14 protein-coding genes and 2 pseudogenes are annotated in these 13,552 nt (G+C 66.2%); 9 read left to right on the top strand and 7 right to left on the bottom strand.

The window, feature by feature from the left end; all coding sequences use genetic code 11:
* Window positions 1-43 precede the first annotated feature (43 nt).
* The 3 genes and pseudogenes from ACQ4WP_RS08430 to ACQ4WP_RS08420 all read left to right on the top strand — a co-directional run.
* Window positions 44-469: pseudogene (locus tag ACQ4WP_RS08430) on the top strand (GNAT family N-acetyltransferase); the annotation flags it as partial.
* The gene (locus ACQ4WP_RS08425; protein WP_436519648.1) at window positions 470-1,078 is read left to right on the top strand and encodes a flavin reductase family protein; all 609 of its coding nucleotides are present in this window, start codon (window positions 470-472) and stop codon (window positions 1,076-1,078) included.
* Window positions 1,062-2,366, top strand: a complete 1,305-nt coding sequence (locus tag ACQ4WP_RS08420; RefSeq protein WP_436519580.1) for a glycosyltransferase — start codon at window positions 1,062-1,064, stop codon at window positions 2,364-2,366. Before ACQ4WP_RS08425 ends, ACQ4WP_RS08420 begins: the two co-directional genes overlap by 17 nt.
* A 36-nt stretch (window positions 2,367-2,402) precedes the next feature.
* On the opposite strand, the gene ACQ4WP_RS08415 is transcribed toward ACQ4WP_RS08420, so the two are convergent.
* The 4 genes from ACQ4WP_RS08415 to ACQ4WP_RS08400 all read right to left on the bottom strand — a co-directional run bounded on the left by ACQ4WP_RS08415 (window position 2,403) and on the right by ACQ4WP_RS08400 (window position 5,948).
* Window positions 2,403-3,344: a DUF2145 domain-containing protein gene (locus ACQ4WP_RS08415; protein WP_436519578.1), complete on the bottom strand. Its 942-nt coding sequence runs from the start codon at window positions 3,342-3,344 to the stop codon at window positions 2,403-2,405.
* The gene (locus tag ACQ4WP_RS08410; protein WP_099764075.1) at window positions 3,341-3,772 is read right to left on the bottom strand and encodes a hypothetical protein; all 432 of its coding nucleotides are present in this window, start codon (window positions 3,770-3,772) and stop codon (window positions 3,341-3,343) included. Before ACQ4WP_RS08410 ends, ACQ4WP_RS08415 begins: the two co-directional genes overlap by 4 nt.
* Window positions 3,773-3,884: 112 nt before the next feature.
* The gene (locus ACQ4WP_RS08405; RefSeq protein WP_436519576.1) at window positions 3,885-4,751 is read right to left on the bottom strand and encodes an HDOD domain-containing protein; all 867 of its coding nucleotides are present in this window, start codon (window positions 4,749-4,751) and stop codon (window positions 3,885-3,887) included.
* Between the two features lie 99 nt (window positions 4,752-4,850).
* Window positions 4,851-5,948 (bottom strand): acyl-CoA dehydrogenase family protein, encoded by a 1,098-nt coding sequence (locus ACQ4WP_RS08400; RefSeq protein WP_436519574.1) that lies wholly within the window; start codon window positions 5,946-5,948, stop codon window positions 4,851-4,853.
* A gap of 325 nt (window positions 5,949-6,273) precedes the next feature.
* Between ACQ4WP_RS08400 and ACQ4WP_RS08395 the strand changes: the two genes are divergently transcribed.
* Entirely contained in the window at window positions 6,274-7,071 is a 798-nt protein-coding gene (locus ACQ4WP_RS08395) for a hypothetical protein (RefSeq protein WP_436519572.1), read from the top strand.
* A gap of 79 nt (window positions 7,072-7,150) precedes the next feature.
* Entirely contained in the window at window positions 7,151-7,597 is a 447-nt protein-coding gene (locus ACQ4WP_RS08390; protein WP_436519570.1) for a PaaI family thioesterase, read from the top strand.
* Window positions 7,598-7,619: 22 nt separating this feature from the next.
* On the opposite strand, the gene gstA is transcribed toward ACQ4WP_RS08390, so the two are convergent.
* Window positions 7,620-8,234, bottom strand: coding sequence for a glutathione transferase GstA (gene gstA, locus ACQ4WP_RS08385; protein ID WP_436519568.1), 615 nt, complete (start codon window positions 8,232-8,234; stop codon window positions 7,620-7,622).
* Between the two features lie 108 nt (window positions 8,235-8,342).
* A pseudogene (locus ACQ4WP_RS08380) lies at window positions 8,343-9,084 on the bottom strand (LysR substrate-binding domain-containing protein).
* Here ACQ4WP_RS08380 and ACQ4WP_RS08375 point away from each other — a divergent pair.
* Window positions 9,076-9,627: a hypothetical protein gene (locus ACQ4WP_RS08375; RefSeq protein ID WP_436519566.1), complete on the top strand. Its 552-nt coding sequence runs from the start codon at window positions 9,076-9,078 to the stop codon at window positions 9,625-9,627. The pseudogene ACQ4WP_RS08380 and the gene ACQ4WP_RS08375 sit on opposite strands and share 9 nt — an antisense overlap.
* Here the strand turns inward: ACQ4WP_RS08375 and ACQ4WP_RS08370 are convergent.
* Window positions 9,607-10,467, bottom strand: a complete 861-nt coding sequence (locus ACQ4WP_RS08370) for a LysR substrate-binding domain-containing protein (RefSeq protein WP_436519564.1) — start codon at window positions 10,465-10,467, stop codon at window positions 9,607-9,609. The two genes, ACQ4WP_RS08375 and ACQ4WP_RS08370, sit on opposite strands and share 21 nt — an antisense overlap.
* 147 nt (window positions 10,468-10,614) lie before the next feature.
* On the opposite strand from ACQ4WP_RS08370, the gene ACQ4WP_RS08365 reads away from it, so the two are divergent.
* Genes ACQ4WP_RS08365 through ACQ4WP_RS08355 form a run of 3 tightly spaced genes read left to right on the top strand, consistent with a single transcriptional unit; the run spans window position 10,615 to window position 13,551 of the window.
* Window positions 10,615-12,126 (top strand): MFS transporter, encoded by a 1,512-nt coding sequence (locus ACQ4WP_RS08365; protein WP_436519562.1) that lies wholly within the window; start codon window positions 10,615-10,617, stop codon window positions 12,124-12,126.
* Window positions 12,127-12,173: 47 nt separating this feature from the next.
* Window positions 12,174-12,971, top strand: a complete 798-nt coding sequence (locus ACQ4WP_RS08360) for a hypothetical protein (protein WP_436519560.1) — start codon at window positions 12,174-12,176, stop codon at window positions 12,969-12,971.
* A 10-nt stretch (window positions 12,972-12,981) separates the two neighbouring features.
* Window positions 12,982-13,551, top strand: a complete 570-nt coding sequence (locus tag ACQ4WP_RS08355; protein WP_436519558.1) for a phospholipase D family nuclease — start codon at window positions 12,982-12,984, stop codon at window positions 13,549-13,551.
* The last annotated feature ends 1 nt before the right edge of the window (window position 13,552 follow it).

Here is a 13,552-nt window from a genome sequence, read left to right as displayed (position 1 = left end):
GCGGAGCCGTATAATTTCCCTTCCTGTTTTTGAAAGGATATCAATGCAGACAGTACGTCCTTACCGGGCCAGCGACCGCGATAGCTGCCTGGCGCTTTTCGACGGCAACACGCCGCGCTTTTTCGACCCGTCGGAGCGCGCCGGCTTTGCCGCCTGGCTCGATACATCGACGCACCCGTATCTGGCCATCGAACGCGACGGGGACATCGTCGCCTGCGGCGGCCATGCGCTGGATGCGGGCGGCACCGTCGCCAGCCTGTGCTGGGGCATGGTGGCGCAGGATCTGCACGGCCAGGGAGTGGGCCGCGCGCTGACGCAGGCGCGCCTGGACGCCATCCGTGCAATGCCTGGGGTCGCCAGCGTGAGCATGCATACCAGCCAGCACACGCAGCGCTTTTATGCGCGCTTCGGCTTTCAACCAGTCAAGGTGACGCCGGATGGCTTCGGGCCCGGCATCGACCAGTGGGATATGGTCCTGTCCCTGAAAAGCAAGGAAGCTGAACGTGGCCATATCGCCGCCGTGCCACTGGAAAAGGCGTATCGCCTGCTCAATCACGGCCCCTCCATCCTTGTCTCGGCGCGCCATGGCGGCACCGACAACGTAATGGCCGCCGCCTGGGCCTGCGCCCTCGATTTCGCGCCGCCGAAACTCACCGTGGTGCTGGACAAGGCCACGCGCACGCGCGCGCTGGTCGAGGGCAGCGGCACGTTTGTCATCCAGGTGCCGACGGCGGCACAGCTACAGCTGACGCACGCCGTGGGCACGCACAGCCTCGATGCGCAGCCCGATAAACTGGCGCGCGCCGGCGTGCAGCTGTTTCACATGGAAGGTTTTGATGTGCCGTTCGTGGCGGGATGCTCCGCCTGGCTGGCGTGCCGTTTGATCCTTGAACCGCACAATCAGGCCGCGTATGACCTGTTCATCGGCGAAGTGGTGGGCGCCTGGGCCGATACGCGCGTGTTCCGCGACGGGCACTGGCATTTCGAGGAGGCCGATCCATCCTGGCGCAGCCTGCACTACATCGCAGGCGGGCGCTTTTATGCAATTGGGGACGCGCTCGATGCTACCCCGCTCTGACCCGCTGGCTGGCCAGGCTGCCGCCACGCCGCTCGTCATCATCGCCAGCAGCGGCACCGGCGGCGACATGCAGCCCTTCATCGCGCTGGCGCAGGGCTTGCAGCAACGGGGCCGGCGCGTGCTGCTGCTGGTGCCGGGCTGGCAGGAAGCGGCCGCGCAGGCCTCAGGGCTGCCGTATCGCACCTTTGGCAGTGCGGCAGAGGGCCAGGCCATGCTGGGCGATCCGGGCCTGTGGGATGAGCGCAAGGGCTGGGGCTTGGTGTGGCGCGGCCTCGTGCCGCACCTGGGCGCCTTGCGCAACGTCGTGCACGGCTTGCCGGACGGTGAAGCTTGCGTGGTGCTGTGCCACCCCTTCCTCGTGCCGATGGCCGCCCTGGCACGCTCGGCACGCCCGGGCCTGCGCATCGTCGCGGCCTATCTCGCGCCATCGAACCTGTGCAGCAGCCATGATTTCCTTGCGGCCGGCTCGCTGCGCATTCCCGCCTGGGTGCCGCTGGCCTGGCGCCAGGCCCTGTGGCGGCTGATCCACCGCCGCATGGTCGACCCGGTGCTGCTGCCTGGCCTGAACGGGGCGCGCGCGCAGCATGGACTGCCGCCTGAAGCGCATTTTTTTGCGCACATGCTGGCCGCGCCGGATGCCTCGCTTGGTCTGTTTCCCGCTTGGTTCGCCGCCCCGCAGGCGGACTGGCCGCCGCATTTCGCGCAAGCCGATTTCACCAGCGCCGCCATGCATGGCGCTGCAGCGCTGCCGCCAGAGCTGGAACGTTTTATGGGCGAGGGCGAGCCGCCCATTGTGTTTACGCCCGGCACCGGGCATCAGCACGCGCAACGTTATTTCAGCATCGCCCTGAAAGTCTTGCAGCGGCTGGGGCGGCGCGGCCTGTTCCTCACGCCCCATGCGGCGCAGGTGCCGCAGCACTTGCCCCAAGGCGTGATGTGGCAGGCGCACGTGCCGTTTGCGGCGCTATTGCCGCGCGCGGCGGCCGTGGTGCACCACGGCGGCGTCGGCACCAGCGCGGACGCCTTCCGCGCGGGTATTCCGCAACTGATCGTGCCGTTTGCGTACGACCAGTTCGATAACGGCTGGCGCGCCAAACGGCTCGGTGTGGGGGATGTCTTGCTGGCCAGGCGCTTGTCGGCCGGGCGCATGCAGCGGCAGCTGGCGCGCTTGCTTGCCGCGCCCGAGGTCAAACTGGCGTGCGGTGATGTGGCCCGCCAGATGGGGCAGGGGCTGGCGCCATCGCACCTGCTCGACCATGTCGAAGCGGCGCTGCGCGTCGCTCCCTGAACTGGCGCTGGCTGCCAGGCTGGCTTACGGCCATATTTATGGCGAATTGCGCGGAGTATCATCGAGGGCGATGACCCGGTCGTTTGCGCCGGGCACGCAGCCGTCGGCGATCGGTTCCCAACCCCGGTGCACCACCACCTGCTTGCCGTCGTGACAGATTTCCACACGCTCGCTGGCGGGCAGGCGCTGGCGCGTGAACGCTTCCAGGCTGGCCGGCAGGCTCACTTCCAGCTGCATCGTGCCGATGGCTTCCGGCGGGTGGTCGTCCATGTGCACCAGGGGGACGAAAATCGAACCGAGCATCAGCCAGCGCGCACCCACGTCGACGGGGGCGGGCGCATAGGGCGCCGCGCGCAGCCAGTCCTGGGCGCGGGCGCGCAAGTCGCTGCCCGCGGCCAGCTCGCCCCATGCGGCGGCCAGCAATTCCACCACCCACTGATTGCAATTCTGGTATTTCAAATTGAAGGCATACGCGTTGGCGCTGTAGCGGCCCGCCAGCAATTGCTGCACCCGTACGGGGTCGAGCAGGGCGCGGCGCAGGGGCGGCACGGTTTCCGCCGGCAGTTTCACGAGAGAGATGTAGCCGAGCGATGGGTTTTCCGTGCCCATGGCGAAACCGGCCGTACCCTGGTCGAAGATGCGCGGGCGGCCTTCGTCGCAGGCGTAGTACAGCTGGCGCGCGGACCAGCCATTGTCATTGTCGTGGCGCCAGGCCAGGGCGGCATGCGAATAGCGGATGCCGAAGCGGGCCAGGTCCAGGCCGGAGCGGCTGATCAGGGCCACGCTGCCTTCGCTGGCGGCCAGTTCCTCGCGCACCACGGCGGCAAAGCGCAACAGGCGATCCTGTTCCGTGGCCGTGAGTTCCTGCGCGCGGTCGCAAAAGCGCGCGGAGGCCAGCGAGCTGCCCGCATGGGCAGCGCCAGCCAGGGAGAGTGCGGCGCAGCCGGCCAGCAGCCGCGCGAGGTGCCGCAGGATCAAAGGCTGACGGGACGCGTGGCCATTTCGCCGTACCAGTCGTCGGCCAGCACCAGGAAGAAGGCGGCGCGCGTGTCGTTGCGCGAAAATTCGATGCCGTAGGCGCGGTTTTGCGCATGCACCACGTCACCCTGCGCCAGCTGTTGCTTGTCGAGCGCCGCCTGCGGCAAGTCCAGCACCAGCGGCGTTGCCGTGGCGTCGGCCTGCATGGTCAAACGCGTCATGCCGTCGCGGCCCGGCAAGGCGGCCACGTCGATGATGCGGTAAGGGCCATTGGCCACCTTATTGTCGCGCGAGGAGCTGTTGCTCGAACCGTTGAGCGAATCGGAAATGCTGCCGCTCGACTGGGAGCCGGCGCTGGAGGCCGAGGAAACGAAGCTGTCGGCGTTGGCGTTGCACGCCATGGTCAAAGCTGCGGCCAGGCCGAGCATGCGTAAGGAGGTAGTCAAGGCAGTTTTCCAGTGGACTGAGTAGCCGTAGCCATTACATCAATGAAAGCGGGCCGGGTCCATCCCGGCCAGCGTCATCATAGCAGATCGGCCATCAGCTGAGCAGTACCTCTATCAGGGCTTTTGCTTCGGCCGACGGCTGCGTGCGCAGCGCCTGCAGCACGGGATCGTGCTCCAGATAGGCTTGCAGCGGCGCGCTGACGGTGACGCTGGCCTGCGGTAGCGGCGAGGCAACGGGCGCCAGCGCCTTGGCCAGCAACAGGGTGTCGCGCAAGCCTTCGGGCGGCAGCATGATGGTCGAGCCGGGCAAGGCATTGACGGCGTCGGCCACCGGCAGCGGCACGCCCAGCTGGCGCATCAGCGCGCGGCCGATCACTTCCAGGGTGGACGCCATCTGCGTTTCCAGGTGGGCGTACAGGCCCGGGGTCTTGTCGGCCTGGGCCAGCATATAAAAGCCGGCCACTTCATGCACGATGCCGGCGAACAGCGCCGTATCGGCATCCGTGTGCGTGACGGCGCCGGCTAGCGCATGCGCCAGCGCCGCCACATGCACGGTGTGCGCCCACAGCTGGGTGGCGCGGGCGCGCAAGGCTTCGTCGCGGATGCCCGCGTTCAGCTGGCGGATGACGGCCGCTGTCGCCAGCGCATACAGGTTGCGGTGGCCCAGCCGTTCGACGGCAGCGCGCACGCTGGTGATGGCGGGCGCCAGGCCCGGCGCGAACAGGGCCGAGTTGGCCAGCGCCACGGCGCGCGCCGACAAGGTCGGTTCGCACAGCAGCAGCCGGCTGATGTCGGCCGAGTGGCAATCGGGGTTGGCCAGTTCCTTTTGCAGGAGCAGGGCCGTATTGATGCTGGTGGGAAAAGCCAGGGTTTCCGTTTCGGCGCTGGCCAGGAGTTGCGCCAGGCTGCTGAGCGTGTTGACGTGCATGGAGAGGGGAACGGGAAGTAGCAATGCCCCCATATTATCAGGCAATCCGGCCCGCATGGCGCCCGGCTGCCTTTTCAGCTATGCGCCTGCCCGGGGGCAAGCTGTTGCGCGGCGTTGCCGAGGTCGGCAATGTCAAGGCAGCAGCAATGCATGCTGGCTGGCCGTATGGAAATCGCGCCAGACGCGGTTGATGGTGCTGTCTTCGCGGGCCGCATACAGGCCGCAGTAGGGATATAGCTCATCGACGGCTGCGCGGCACACCGCCACCAGGGTCAGCGAACTGGCTTGCACGGCCTGCATGGCGTCGTCGTCGAGCGCCGCGCCGGCGGCCACCGTTGCCCAGCTGTCGTCCAGCACGGCGTAAAAGCGTGCGCGGGCGGCGGTGAAGGCGTCTTTCTTGCCTTGCAGCATGGATACCACTTCCGGCACGTCCAGCAGCGGCAAGCCGGCGCGCGCATGCCGGCGGTGGCGCATGCATTCCTCGGCCAGCTCCATAAAATGGCTGGCCATGCCGGCCACGTTGGCGGCCAGGGTCACGTAGGCCAGTGAATAGAAGGGATAGCGGTACAGGGGGCCATCGGCCGTCGCGGTGTCGGGACTGATCGTAAAACCATGTTCCTTGCTGAGCCACTGGCCGTCGATGCGGTAGCTGTGCGAGGCGCTGGCGCGCATGCCCAGGCTGTTCCATGACGGCACCAGTTGCACCAGGGCGGCGGGCACCAGGAAGGCGCGGATGCGCGGTTTTCCATCCGCATCGAGCAGGCGCTGGCCATCGCGCTGCAGCCGGGCGTTCAGGGTGAAGTGGGTAGCCATCGGTGCGCCGCTGGCGTAGTCCCAGCTGCCTGTGATGCGGTAGCCGTCGCCTTCTTCCTCGGCGTAACCGGTGGCCGCGCCGCTGCCGCCCAGGCAGACGCGGGGCGTGCCGATGATGCTGCGCGCCATGTCGGGCGCCAGAAAGCCCGCGAACCAGCCGGCGCCCGCGCACAGGGTCAGCACCCAGCCCATGCTGCCGTCGACGGCGGCCACGGCTTCTTCCAGGCGCACCACTTGCGGCAAGGACAGTTCGGTGCCGCCCGCGCTGCGCGGCGCCAGCATCGTCAGCCAGCCGCGCCGGTGCAGCAAGGCTTGCTGGGCCGGATGCAAAAAGCGGACGGCGTCGGCCGCCTGGGCGTGGCGCGCGATGCGGCGCGCGTCGCGTTCGGAAAGGGTATCAACGGCAGTGTGCAGCATGGGCGGTATCCGGCAATGGCGAAGGCGGGCATTTTCGCACAGGGTGGGACCTTGCGGGCGCAAACCGGACCAATCGGCTGGCCGGAAGAGGTGAGGCATGCGTTTCAGGTCCATCCGTGTGGAAACGATGGAAGCCAGTATGGCCATGGCTTGCAGCAACGGTTTTGTGCCGGCAGTGAAAAATTTCCAATATGCAATGTTGGCAGGTAGAATATTTATTTTACCAATAGCGGCACCTTGCCCGTACGCCCGTCAGCGGCCTACGATTATCAAAAACACGCGTCCGTTGCGATGCCGGGCTGCGTCAGGCGGGCGAGAGCAAGACATGATTTTTGATCCAGTGCGTCTGAAGACAAACGGTTTTAACGCGGAAATGCTGGGCTATATGCTGGCACGCAGATACGATCCCGAGCGTCCCATGGGGAATGTTGCCAAGGGAGATCTTTCTGATGTGGTACTCACGTCGCTGCTGGGCTTGCATGAAACGGTTGCGCCCGTTATTCCCCGGGCGTTGAAGTGGATAGATAAGGCCATCGCGGATGACGAAGACTTCGGCGTTGACCCGAGCGCGCACCGCGCCACCTTGCACTGGGCCAAAGCCATCGGCGAATGGTTGCTGGATGGCACCAACGATGGTGGAGCATGGTATTGCGCCCGCGTACATGAGGAAGCCAAGTGGCGCTATGACAAGCGTCCGTGGCGCATGCGCGAAGTGGTGCGATGGGGGCTGGACGATTACATGGCGTTCGCCTACCAGGGCGGCGAGCACGACGAGGGCTCCGAGGCGGGCATCGATGTCTATGAGTACTGGACAGGCAAGCGCGCTCCCGTCTCCCTGAAAAAATTGCTGACGCCGCGCGAGTTCGCTTATGCGCTATGCCTGCACCGTACGGGAGGCCAGCGGTTTGACGAGGAAGAATTGTTTGCGGCAGGGCGCAGGATGCTGCAGGCCAGGCTCGAAAGCGAATGGCTGGTAAGAGGCCAGATCCTGCGGGCAGCGACCTGGTTGAAAATTGTGTACTGGCATCGCGATGAAAGCATGAGTCCATTGCAGGTTCTGCTGGCCGCTTATGAAAACCTGCAGCAGGTGACACGCCCGGATTTCGTGCCCATGGCTCGCTGACCTGGCTGTTCGCCGGCGCTGGCAGCAGGGCAAAGTAGTATCCTGGCGTTTTTCCTTGTCCCCTTGAGAAAGCATCCCCATGTCCCGTCTTCCCGACCCGCAATGCGCCGAGAAAGTCCGCGCCAGTTTTGATTTGCAGAACGCCATGACCTTGATCCAGGCCAGCCTGCCCGTGGTGGCGCATGGCAGCACGGAAATCCACGTGCCGCACTGGAGCGGCATCGAGCAGCAGCACGGCTTCGTGCACGGCGGCGTGGTGGGCATGATTGCGGACTCGGCCGCCGGCTACGCGGCCATGACCATGGTGCCGGACGGCGCATCCGTGCTGACGGTGGAATACAAGATGAATCTGCTGGCGCCCGCCGATGGCGAGAAGCTGATCGCGCGCGGCAAGGTGGTGCGCCCGGGCCGCACCCTGATCGTCACGCAGGCCGAAGTGTTCGCCGTGCGCGATGGCAAGGAAACATTGTGTGCCCTGATGCAGCAAACCATCATGGTGATGCACGGCAAGTCAGAAAAAACCTGATCCGTGCACCGGGCAACGACGGTCAAGCCGCCTTGGCTAGTCCCTCCGCTGCCAGCGCCGCCTTGACGCTGTCGCGCTGGGCCACTCTTGCCAGAAAGGCTTGCAGATGCGCCAGCGCTGACAAATCCACGCCCAGGCCTGGCGCCCAGCCCGTGATGACGAACAGGTAGGCGTCGGCTACTGTGAACGTGTCGCCGGTCAGGTAGGCCTGGCCTTCCAGGCGGCTGTCCACCCACTTGTATTTCTTGCCCAGTTGCTCAATGAACAAGGCCTTGGTGGCAGCGTCGATGCGGGAATCGAACAGGGGGCTGAACGACTTGTGCAGCTCGGACGTGATGTAGTTCTGCCATTCCAGCACCTTGTAGCGGGCCAGGCTGCCCACGGGCGGCAGCAGGTCCTGTTTGCCGGCCTGTTCGGCGATGTACTGGGCGATGACGGGGCCTTCGCTCAAGGTCGTGTCATCGTCGAGGGCCAGCAGCGGCACCTGGCCTTTCGGGTTGAGTTCGTAGTAATTGCCGCCTTCCTGCGTGCGGTGCTGGCCCAGGTCGACCTTGACCAGGGTGAACGGCGTGCCCGTTTCGCGCAGGATGATGTGCGGTGCCTGCGAGCAGGCGCCCGGCGAGTAGAAGAGTTTCATGGCGATCCTTGAACAGGTGGGAAAGAAACCACTATAGTCCCGCGCCGCCGCGCGGTAAACGCGTGTTCGTGCGGTCACTGTTCATGCCCGGTGAAGGATTGCGCTGGCTCAAACCCGGGGATAGCGCAAGGTGTCGAGCAGCAAGGTAAACGCGGGCGAGGAGTGGCGCCGGCTCGGGTAATACAGCTTGTAGCCCGCATACGTGGGACACCAGTCGTCCAGCACGCGGATCAAACGGCCATCGGCCAGGAAGGGCCGGACGACATCTTCTGCCATGCAGGCCACGCCCATGTTGTTGTAGATCAGCCGCCCAGTGTGGGCAGGCGCATGTTGAGGCAGTTGTGCGCCATCAAGTCCTGCGGCGTGGCGGGCGGCGCATGGAGGGCGAAGTAGGCGGGCGAAGCGACGACGGCCATGCGGAAATCCGGGCCGATGGGCATGGCATCATGTCCTTGGCCACTTGCTCGCCCAGGCGCACGCCCGCGTCGCAGCGCGCGACCACGATATCGGTCATGCCATTGTCGACGACGACTTCGATGTTGATGTCGGGGTAATGCGGCAGCAATCTGGCGATGGCCGGCTGCAACATCGTCAGCGCCGAGTGTTCTCCCGCGCTGATGCGGATGTTGCCGGCCGGCTTGTCACGCCGCTCGCTGAGCAGGGCCAGTTCTGCCTCGATCTCGTCGAAGCGGGGCGCCACCGTGCGCAGCAGCTGTTCGCCCGCTTCCGTGGGCGACACGCTGCGCGTGGTGCGCACCAGCAGGCGTAAATCGAGCCGTTCTTCCAGCGCGCGCACGGCCTGGCGCAGTCGGCGGCTATCCTGGCGCCATCTACCCTGGCCTTGCTGCAAACCACGTTTGCGGAGGGGCGCGAGCGCACGCGCCCCTCCGCCCTGTACAGCGCCGTGGCGGGCATCGCCGCCAGCTCGACCTTTGGCATGGCGGCCCTCGTGCATGGCCTGATCCGTTCGGCCGGCGCCGGCTGGGGCGACGCGCTGACGCAAGGCGCGCTGGCAGCGGGCTTGCTGTTGCTGGCCGCTTTTATCCTGATCGAGCGTCGCGCCGCGCAACCCATCCTGCCGCTACACCTCTTTGCCTATAGGCAACGCAATGCCGCGTACGGGGCCAGGGTGCTGTTCATGGGGGCCATGATCGGTTTTTTCTTTTTCACCACGCAATTCCTGCAAGTGGTGCTGCGCTATTCGCCATCCTTGACGGGCCTGGCCTTCCTGCCCATGACCCTGCTGGGCATGGCATGGCTGAGCCGCGTGGGCGCGGGCCAGGTGGCGGGTGTGCCGCTGCTGGCGCACCGCGTGACGCTTGCCCTGGGCAGCGCGGCCGTCATGCTGGCGCTGGCCTTGCTGCTGGTGCTGTCATGCCGCCGCAGCGGCTGACCACTCGCGCAGCAATTGCCCGAACGCTTCGGCCGCCGTCGTGCTGCTGGCGGCGCGCCAGACGAGCTGGAACTGGGCGGCGGGCAGGGCGGGCAAGCCATGCTGGCCATCGATGACCACCATGCCTGGCTCCAGGTCGCCTTGCGGCAAGGCCGTGATGGCCAGCCCGGCCAGCACGGCGGCGCGCAAGCCCTGCTGGCTGGGCGAAGTGAACGCCACGCGCCAGTCGAGGCCGGCGCCGTCGAGGGCGTCGACGCCCACTTGCCGGTGCATGCACGGTGCTGGCGAAAACGCCAGCGGCAGCGGCGCCTGGCCGTCGTGCTGGAAATCCTGCGCCGCCGCCCAGACGAAGCGCGTGCGGCGCAGCACGGCCGTGTCATCTTGCCCGTCCGCCAGGGTCATGACGACGGCCAGGTCCAGCGCATCGGCGGCGACCAGTTTTTGCAAGTCAAGATAGGTGCCCACCGTGACATCCAGGCGCACGGCGGGAAACAGGTGCGCAAACTGCGCCAGCAGGGCAGGCAGGCGCGCGCCCATGAAATTTTCCGGCACGCCGAAGCGCACGGCGCCCACAATTGCGGAACGCTGGAAGCGCCGCGACAGCGCATCCTGGGCCGCCAGGATCTGCCGCGCGTGGCGCAGGAAATCCTCGCCATCTTCCGTCAGGCGCAGGCTGCGCGTCGTTCGCAGCAGCAGCGCGGCGCCCGCTTGCTCTTCCAGGCGGCGGATCTGGTGGCTGATGGCGGACTGGCTCAGGTGCAGCCGTTCGGCGGCGCGCGTAAAGCCGCCCGTGTCCTGGACGGCCACAAAGGCGCGCAGCAGGGCGGTATCGAAATCCATGACGACTAACTCCCGTGATTCATGATGAAAATGAATGAATTGTACAAAATTTTATCATTTCCCTCATGAATCGACTTTTTTTAGAATGCTCACTCGCAGTGCCCCGGCACCACGCACTCCTCCATGACTACCGAAAGCTAGGCTTCGATGCACCTGACTACTTCGCAACAAAATGCACTGACCCTGGCCGCCGTGTGCCTGGCCTCGCTCATGTTCGGGCTGGAAATTTCCAGCGTGCCCGTCATCTTGCCCACCCTGGAAACCGTGCTGCATGGCGATTTCAAGGACTTGCAATGGATCATGAATGCCTACACCCTGGCTTGCACCACCGTGCTGATGGCAACAGGCACACTGGCCGACCGCTATGGCCGCAAGCGCTTCTTGCTCGCCAGCCTGGCCCTGTTCGGCCTCAGTTCGCTGGCATGCGGCTGGGCCGGCAGCACGCGCGTGCTGATCGCCGCGCGCGCTCTGCAAGGCATGGCCGGCGGCGCCATGCTGATTTGCCAGGTGGCCGTGCTGTCGCAGCAGTTCCCTGCCGGCGCCGCGCGGGGCAGGGCGTTTGGCGCCTGGGGCATCGTGTTTGGCCTGGGTTTGGGCTTCGGCCCCATCATCGGTGCCGCCATCGTCGCGCTGTCAAACTGGCAGTGGGTATTTCTCGTGCACGGCCCGCTGGCCGTCGTCGCGCTGCTGCTGGCCGGCCTGGGCGTGAGCGAATCGCGCGACCCGCAGCGGCGCAAGCTGGACGTGGCGGGCATCGCCACCCTGTCGCTGGCCGTGTTCAGCCTGGCGTGGTGCCTCACGCAGGGGCCGGCGCTGGGTTTCAATGACCCCCGCACGCTGGCCAGCCTGGCCGTGGCGCTGGTCAGCCTGATGCTGTTTGCCGTCATCGAACGCCGCCAGGCGGAGCCGATGATCGATTTCAGCGTATTTCGCATCCGCCGTTTCTCGGGCGCGTTGCTCGGTTCGGCGGGCATGAACTGCAGTTTCTGGCCGCTCATGATTTATCTGCCCCTGTACGTGCAACATGGCCTTGGCTACAGCAGCCTGGGCACGGGACTGACCTTGCTGGCCTACACCTTGCCCACTTTGCTCGCGCCGCCCCTGGCAGAGCGGCTGGCGCTGCGCTACCGGGCCGATGCGGTGATCCCTGCCGGCTTGCTGGCCATCGGCCTGGGTTTTTTGCTGATGCTGTGGGGCAGCCATGCTGAAACTGCCAGCTGGCTGACGATCTTGCCCGGCTGCCTCCTGGCCGGCACGGGCCTGGGCCTGACGAATACGCCCGTCACCAACACGACGACGGGCGCCGTGCCCGGTGAACGGGCCGGCATGGCGTCGGGCATCGACATCAGCGCGCGCATGGTCAGCCTGTCCATCAATATTGCGCTGATGGGCTTTATCCTCGTCGAAGCCATCCAGTCCGCCTTGCGGCCGCATCTGCCCGGCGGACTGGACGCAGCCACCCTGCGCACCATGGCGGAAGGTTTATCGGCGGGCAAGGGCACCAACGCGCTGCCGGCCGGCGTGGCGAAACTTGCGTTGGCACATGGTTTTGGCGCCGTGATGCTGTACGGCGGCGTGGCCGCCTGCCTGTTCGCCGTGGCCAGCTGGCTGGTGTTTGGCGCCGGGCGGGCGGGTGCGCTCAGGCCGGGGAGGCTATAATCTGGGCACGTTGGCAGGTGTTGCTCAACGTCATTACGAGGCCGCCCATGCATAAACTGATTTCCGAACTCACCCGCCTGTATCTATTCGATGAACAGCAGCACTATCTGGAGGCGGATGGCGGTGCGCAGCCTTTGACTCCGGCCGTGCTGGCGCGCCATCTGTCGGGCGAGCAGACGGTGGCCGTGCCGCTGGTCAGCGATGCCAGCCATGGCGGCCTGACGCGCGCGTTGGTGCTGGAGTTTGGCGGCAAGGGCGGCGGCGAAGCGCACTGGAATGCGCTATGCAAGATCGCCAATGCCGTGCAGCATGAGCTGGACTTGCCGGCGCCCGCCGTCAGCATCTCGGGCACGGCGTTCCAGTTATGGCTGTCGCTGGCCACGCCCGTGCCCGTCGCCCAGGCGCGCCAGTTCGTGCAGCTGCTGCGCTCCACCTTTTTACCCGCCTCAACCGACATCCTCGCCGCAGCACCGCCCGCCGACGTGGCGCAGGTGGCGCTGCCGCCATGCCTGCAGCCATCGGGCAAGTGGGCCGCCTTCATCCACCCCAGCATGGGCGCCGCCTTTGTCGATGAGCCGGGCCTGGACATGCCGCCGCCGCCAGCCGCCCAACTGGGCTTCCTGGAAAGCTTGCGCAGCATCAACCCGGCCCAGTTCACGCAGGCGCTGGCGAAGTTGCAGGGACATGCGGGGCTGGCCGATGCCGTGCCCGTTGCCGCGCCATTGCCGGCGGTAAAGCCCGTTACGCAGCCAGGCCTGCTGTTGCAGGACGCCACCCTGGAAGATATCGTGCGCTGGCTGCACGCGCGCAATATCGAACCCACCTTCCGGCACCGGCTGCCGTAGGCGACGCGCCGTGAAAAAAATTCTGCTCATTGCTGCGCTATTCCTGGCTGGTGGCGTTCCTGTCCCATCGCTTGCCGCCGACGCCGCGCCCGTGGTCGCCATCGAGAATGCCTTTTCCCCCGATGGCGGGGCAGAGGCGCTGGTTCTCAAGGTCATCGATAGCGCGGCTTCGACGATCCGGCTGGCCGCCTATTCGTTCAGTTCGCCCCGAGTGGTCGAGGCCTTGCTGAACGCGCGCCAGCGGGGCGTGGACGTCAGGGTGCTGGTCGATGCGCGGCGCAATGAGCGCAAGAACAGCCGGGCCGCCTTGAACCGGCTCGTCGAAGCAGGTATCCCCACGCGCGTCATTTCCCGCTACGCGCTGCATCACGACAAGTACATCGTTGCCGATGGCGTGACCGTGCAGAACGGCAGCTTCAATTACACGGCCGATGCCGCTACCGCCAACAGCGAAAATGTGCTTGTCGTGTGGCATAGCGCGCGCCTGGCGCAATCGTATCTGGCGCACTGGGAAAACCGCTGGGCCAGCGGCATCGACTATGCGCGCTTGCCGGCGGCGGCACCTGCACCGCTGCCGTAAT

Origin of the sequence: Janthinobacterium lyxosi, assembly GCF_051380665.1 — a bacterium.
Classification (GTDB): domain Bacteria; phylum Pseudomonadota; class Gammaproteobacteria; order Burkholderiales; family Burkholderiaceae_D; genus Janthinobacterium.
This window is presented reverse-complemented; position numbering and strand designations above follow the sequence as displayed.